The following is a 4,022-nucleotide window of genomic DNA, read 5'->3' as shown; positions in this document are numbered from 1 at the left end:
AGGCACGGGCGGCCAGGGGCGAACTGGCCGACCTGCGGGCCCAAATGGCCGCGGCAAGGCCCGAGTCCCAGCGCCTCCCGGTCTCCTCGGGGGTCGGCCTTTACGGGCCCATCGGGCGAGACAAGCAGCGCGCGACGTTGTAGAAGCGGCCGCAACCGAAAGCCCCGTTTTCCGGCCGCGTCTGGCGGCCTCCATTTGCTTTGAGATCATGTCCCTGCTCGTCAAGATCTGCGGCCTGTCCACGCGCGAGACGCTTGAAATCGCGCTCGACGCCGGCGCTGACATGGTGGGGTTCGTGTTCTTTCCGCCGTCGCCGCGGCATCTGTCCCTGGAACTCGGCCGCGATCTCGGCCGCCAGGTAAAGCAGCGCGCGCTTAAGGTCGCGCTCACCGTCGATGCCGACGATGCGACGCTCGACAACATCATCGACGCGGTGTCGCCGGACATTCTCCAGCTCCATGGCAAGGAGAGCGTGGCGCGGCTGCGCGACATCAAGCAGCGGTTCGGCCGCCCCGTGATGAAGGCGGTTCCGGTCGCAACCGCGGCCGATCTCGCCGTGTTGCCCGGCTATGCCGCGGTTGCCGACCGCATCCTGTTCGATGCCCGCGCGCCCAAGGACGCGACGCGGCCCGGCGGCCTCGGGGAGCCGTTCGACTGGCACCTGCTCGAGAACCTCGATCTGGGACTGCCCTACATGGTCTCGGGCGGGCTTCATGCCGGCAATGTAGCAGAAGCCCTCCGCGTCACTGGCGCCGGCGGCGTCGACGTGTCCTCGGGTGTCGAGAGCGCTTCCGGCGTCAAAGACCCCAAGATGATCGAGGCCTTCGTCCGCGCCGCGCGCGCCACCCAAGATGCAAATCAAGAGTTGAGCGTCCGATGAATATCGCCAAGCCAAATTCCTATCGCAGCGGTCCCGACGACCGCGGCCATTTCGGCATTTTCGGCGGACGCTTTGTCGCCGAAACCCTGATGCCGCTGATCCTCGATCTCGATAAGGCCTACACCGAGGCCAAGGCCGATCCGGCGTTCCAGACCGAGATGAACGGCTATCTCAAGAACTATGTCGGCCGGCCGTCGCCGCTTTATTTCGCCGAGCGCCTCACCGAGCATCTTGGCGGCGCAAAGATTTATCTGAAGCGTGAAGAGCTCAACCACACCGGCTCGCACAAGGTGAATAACGTGCTCGGCCAGATCATGCTGGCGCGGCGCATGGGCAAGAAGCGCATCATCGCCGAGACCGGCGCCGGCCAGCACGGTGTCGCCACCGCGACGCTGTGCGCGCGCTTCGGCCTCGAATGCGTGGTCTATATGGGCGCCGTCGATGTCGAGCGGCAGCAGCCCAACGTCATCCGCATGGAGATGCTGGGCGCCACGGTGATGCCGGTGCAATCGGGCACGCGCACGCTGAAGGATGCCATGAACGAGGCCCTGCGCGATTGGGTCACCAACGTGCACAACACGTTCTACTGCATCGGCACGGTGGCGGGTCCGCACCCCTATCCGACGCTGGTGCGCGACTTCCAATCGATCATCGGCAACGAAACCAAGACGCAGATGCAGGAGATCGAAGGCCGCCTGCCGGATTCGCTGGTCGCCTGCATCGGCGGCGGCTCGAATGCGATGGGCCTGTTCCATCCGTTCCTCGATGATCCCTCGGTCGAAATTTTTGGCGTCGAAGCCGCAGGTCATGGCCTGACGCAGCTGCATGCGGCGTCGATCGCGGGCGGGCGTCCCGGCGTGCTCCACGGCAATCGCACCTATCTCCTGATGGACGCCGACGGCCAGATCCAGGACGCGCATTCGATTTCGGCCGGCCTCGATTATCCCGGCATCGGGCCCGAGCATTCCTGGCTGCACGAGGTCGGTCGCGTGAATTATCTCTCCGCGACCGACGACGAGGCGCTGGCCGCATTCCAGCTGCTATCAAAGCTCGAAGGCATCATTCCCGCGCTCGAGCCCGCGCATGCCATTGCCAAGGTGATGGAGCTCGCGCCGAAGCGTCCCAGGGATCACCTGATGGTCGTCAACCTCTCCGGCCGCGGCGACAAGGACGTCCCGCAAGTCGGCGACATCCTGAGGGGCAAGAGCAAGTGACCACGCGTATCGACACCCGTTTTGCCGAGCTTGCGAAACAAGGCCGCTCGGCCTTCGTGACCTTCCTGATGGCCGGCGATCCCGATCCGGCGACCTCGCTCGAGATCATCAAGGCGCTGCCGAAGTCAGGCGCCGACGTGATCGAGATCGGCATGCCCTTCACCGATCCGATGGCCGACGGCCCGTCGATCCAGGCCGCAGGGCTTCGCGCGCTCAAGGCCGGCATGACGTTGAAGAAGACGCTGGAGCTGGTGCGTGGCTTCCGCAAGGACGACAACGCAACGCCCATCGTGCTGATGGGCTATTACAACCCGATCTACATCTACGGCGTCGACAAATTCCTGGTCGATGCGAAGAGCGCCGGTGTCGATGGTCTGATCATCGTCGACCTGCCGCCGGAGGAGGACGACGAGCTCTGCCTGCCTGCGATGAAGGCCGGTCTCAACTTCATCCGCCTGGCGACGCCGACCACCGACGACAAGCGGCTGCCGGCCGTGCTCGCCAACACCTCGGGCTTCGTCTATTACGTCTCGATCACCGGCATCACCGGTGCGGCCGCCGCGGATACCACGGCCGTGAGCGAGGCTGTGGCCCGCATCAAGCGACATACAAAACTGCCGGTCTGCGTCGGCTTCGGCATCCGCACGCCGGAGACGGCACGCGCCATCGCCTCCCATGCCAATGGTGCGGTCGTCGGCACCGCGCTGGTCGATGCGCTCAAGAACAGCCTCGATGCCGAGGGGCGGGCGACCGGCAAGACCGTTAACGCCGTGGCGGAGCTGACCGCGGCCTTGGCCCAGGGCGTCAAGGGCGCGCAACAGGCGGCGGAATAGGCCATAATTCCGCTTTAGCTCTTTAGTTTGAGCATGATCTTGTCGGAAAACCGCTTCACACTTTTCCGGATCATGCTCTAACGCGGACGACACGGCGGCTTGCCGGGCGGAGGCCCGGCCGCCATATATCCCTTCAGGCGATCCGCGAAGCGGGTTCGCACATCGGAGCAAACCATGAACTGGCTTACCAATGTGGTCCGGCCGAAGATCCGCAACATGCTGCGGCGGGAGACGCCGGAGAATCTGTGGATCAAGTGCCCGGATTCCGGGCAGCTCGTGTTCTACAAGGACGTCGAGGCCAACCAGTTCGTCATCCCCGGCTCGAACTATCACATGCGCATGGGCGCGGTGGCGCGTCTGAAGTCGATCTTCGACAACGAGACCTGGTTCGACGTCGCGCTGCCCGACGTCACGCCCGATCCGCTCAAGTTCCGTGACGAGAAGAAATACGTCGACCGCATCAAGGATGCGCGGGCGCGGACCAATCTCAACGACGCGATCAAGGTCGGCTACGGCAAGCTCGAAGGCGCCGCCGTCGTCGTCGCCGTGCAGGATTTCGATTTCATGGGGGGCTCGCTCGGCATGGCCGCGGGCGAAGCCATCGTGCGCGGGCTGGAGCTTGCGGTCGAGAAGAAGTCGCCGTTCATCGTGTTCGCCGCATCCGGCGGTGCGCGCATGCAGGAGGGCATCCTGTCGCTGATGCAGATGCCGCGGACCACGGTGGCGGTGCAGATGCTGCGCGAGGCGAAGCAGCCCTATATCGTCGTGCTGACCAACCCGACCACCGGCGGCGTCACCGCGTCCTACGCGATGCTGGGCGACGTGCAGATCGCCGAGCCGGGCGCGCTGATCGGTTTCGCCGGCGCACGCGTCATCGAGCAGACCATCCGTGAAAAGCTCCCGGAAGGCTTCCAGCGTGCCGAGTATCTCAAGGAGCACGGCATGGTCGACATGGTCGTGCATCGCCACGAGTTGCGTCCGACCCTGGCGCGGCTCTGCCGGCTGCTGACCAAGGCGCCCGCGCAGGAAGGCGCATCGAAATCGGTGCAGCCGGTCGTCAGCCCGGCGCAGATCGTATCGGCCGCTGAGACGGCG

At 65.1% G+C, this 4,022-nt stretch carries 4 protein-coding genes and 1 pseudogene; all 5 read left to right on the top strand.

From position 1 onward, the window contains the following. A pseudogene (locus tag MOV75_RS42765) lies at positions 1-143 on the top strand (DUF1049 domain-containing protein); the annotation flags it as partial. 65 nt (positions 144-208) lie between these two features. Further along, positions 209-880, top strand: a complete 672-nt coding sequence (locus MOV75_RS29595; RefSeq protein ID WP_246930699.1) for a phosphoribosylanthranilate isomerase — start codon at positions 209-211, stop codon at positions 878-880. After that, positions 877-2,094: a tryptophan synthase subunit beta gene (gene trpB / locus MOV75_RS29590; protein WP_246930696.1), complete on the top strand. Its 1,218-nt coding sequence runs from the start codon at positions 877-879 to the stop codon at positions 2,092-2,094. Before MOV75_RS29595 ends, trpB begins: the two co-directional genes overlap by 4 nt. After that, positions 2,091-2,927 carry a tryptophan synthase subunit alpha gene (gene trpA, locus MOV75_RS29585; RefSeq protein ID WP_246930693.1) on the top strand — a complete coding sequence of 279 codons (837 nt, stop codon included), beginning with the start codon at positions 2,091-2,093 and terminating at the stop codon, positions 2,925-2,927. Before trpB ends, trpA begins: the two co-directional genes overlap by 4 nt. A 174-nt stretch (positions 2,928-3,101) precedes the next feature. After that, the coding region (gene accD / locus MOV75_RS29580) for an acetyl-CoA carboxylase, carboxyltransferase subunit beta (RefSeq protein ID WP_247007089.1) at positions 3,102-4,022 on the top strand (921 nt) is incomplete at its 3' end.

Origin of the sequence: Bradyrhizobium sp. PRIMUS42, assembly GCF_023006515.1 — a bacterium.
Taxonomy (GTDB): Bacteria; Pseudomonadota; Alphaproteobacteria; order Rhizobiales; family Xanthobacteraceae; genus Bradyrhizobium.
This window is presented reverse-complemented; position numbering and strand designations above follow the sequence as displayed.

Coding starts and splice junctions, on each gene's coding strand:
- MOV75_RS29595 (WP_246930699.1), top strand. CDS start 209: ATGTCCCTGCTCGTCAAGATCTGCGGCCTGTCCACGCGCGAGACGCTT.
- trpB (WP_246930696.1), top strand. CDS start 877: ATGAATATCGCCAAGCCAAATTCCTATCGCAGCGGTCCCGACGACCGC.